Consider the following 1,859-nt stretch of genomic DNA (forward strand, 5'->3'; position numbering starts at 1 on the left):
CATCAACAGCGCCTTTCCCGGTTTCAACTTCCTGGTCGGATCGGCGGCCCAGCCAAAGGCCATTCTCGACGCGCTGCACACCGTGACCACCCTCAAGGTGCTGTCCAATCCGTCGTTGGTCGTGATCAACAATCAAACGGCGACACTCCAGGTCGGCGACTCCGTTCCGGTGTCAACCGGCAGCGCCACGGTGCTGACCACCAGCAATACCGTGGTCAACACCATCGACTATCGCAACACCGGCATCATCCTGAAAGTATCGCCCCGGATCAACGTCAACGGCAATGTCAGGCTCGACATCCAACAGGAAATCAGCAGCGTCCAACCGACGACCGCCTCGAGCCTGACGCCGACAGTCTCGGAGCGCAAGGTGGAAAGCTCGATTTCGATCGCTTCCGGGCAAACCGTCCTGCTTGCCGGATTGATCAGCGAACAGCAAAGCGGAACACGTAGCGGGATTCCGGTGCTCGATGAGATCAAGGGGTTGGGGGACGCATTTTCGAATCAGGACAAGCAGGGGACCCGGACCGAACTCATCATCTTTATTCGTCCCCAGATCATCCGCGACGGCACAGATGCGCATCATATTGCGGAGGAGTTGCGGTCGAAATTGCGCGGCAGCGTGGGAGCGAGCACCGATGATTTGCGCGTTCACACCACGCCCTGATCGCGCGACCGCAATCATGCGCCGATCGGTCGCGTGGGCTTTTCGTTGCCTGGCATTACGCAGGCTCGCGGCCGGTCTGATTGTCGTCGCGCTTTGCGCGGGGGCGATATCGCAGGCCCGCGCCGATGAACTGGCGCGCGCCAACGCCGCCTATGTCCGCGGCGACTATATCGGCGCGGTCAAGCTGTTGACACCGCTTGCCTTGCGCGGCAATGCCGGCGCGCAGGCGTTCCTCGGCTTCATGTACGAAAACGGTTATGGCGCGCCACAAGCCTATGACACCGCAGCCGACCTCTATGTCCAGGCGGCTGCTCGCGGTAATCCGTTTGGCCAGGCCATGCTCGGCCTGATGTATGACAAGGGCCACGGCGTGCCGCAGGATTTCGTCCTGGCCTATAAGTGGTTGAACCTCGCCGCGGCACGTGCGCCGCAACGCGAGCGCGATTACTTCCTGCGCCTGCGCAACGCGGTCGCCTCGAAGATGTCTCCTGCTCAGATCAGCGCTGGACAGCGGCTCGCTCTGCTCTGGGCGCCCGGACGACCGTAGCGATTCCGCGGCGTTCGGCAGATTCTCGCGCCCCTTACCTGGACGGCATCACCAAGGACGACTCGTTGTTCGTGATAACGCCCGATGGGGAACGACACTTCGTCGCCGGCGCTCCGACGCCTGCGAATTGCGACGGTGTCCACCCCTCCCCTGCACTTACGTGGCCGGCCGGAACGACGAGATCGACGTCCTTGTCGATCGCCTGTTGTGATGCACCAACTAGCCAACGGGCCTTTCCGCTACTATCAAATGGCTGATATCAGCCAGCAGTTCGGCGCCGGGGATCGGCGGAACAAGGCCCAGTTTCACAGCGTAGCCGCCAACGACGATGGCGGGCCGCACCAACAGCGGCAATTCCGCGACGCGCTCGGCGATCTCCACGACGCCGGCGCGTTGTTCCGAGAGAGCCATCGAAATGAGCAGCATTTCAGTCTTATCGGCGGCGATCGCGTTGACGATCTCGTCCATGGTGCAGTGTCGATCGACGATTTGCACTCTCGCACCTTTGCTCGCCAGCCACAGCGCGAGGATACGAACCGCAAGCGTATGCTTGTTGCCCGGCGCGTTCATCAGAAGAATCTGCCTCTCATTCGACCGCATAAAGTGGGCCGGCAGACCTCCGACTTTGGCAGCGATAAGATCGAA

Annotated in this window: 3 protein-coding genes; 2 read left to right on the top strand and 1 reads right to left on the bottom strand. The window is 61.5% G+C overall.

Going from position 1 to position 1,859, the window contains the following annotated elements:
• Positions 1-667, top strand: a 667-nt coding sequence (locus tag WCB02_RS31865) for a type II secretion system protein GspD (protein WP_423964470.1), incomplete at its 5' end; no start/stop codon positions are given.
• 16 nt (positions 668-683) lie between these two features.
• Entirely contained in the window at positions 684-1,214 is a 531-nt protein-coding gene (locus WCB02_RS31870) for a tetratricopeptide repeat protein (protein WP_423964472.1), read from the top strand.
• 219 nt (positions 1,215-1,433) lie between these two features.
• On the opposite strand, the gene WCB02_RS31875 is transcribed toward WCB02_RS31870, so the two are convergent.
• On the bottom strand, positions 1,434-1,859 hold a 426-nt coding region (locus tag WCB02_RS31875), incomplete at its 5' end, for a cobalamin-dependent protein (protein ID WP_423964474.1).

Origin of the sequence: Bradyrhizobium sp. (assembly GCF_049581145.1) — a bacterium.
Taxonomy (GTDB): domain Bacteria; phylum Pseudomonadota; class Alphaproteobacteria; order Rhizobiales; family Xanthobacteraceae; genus Bradyrhizobium.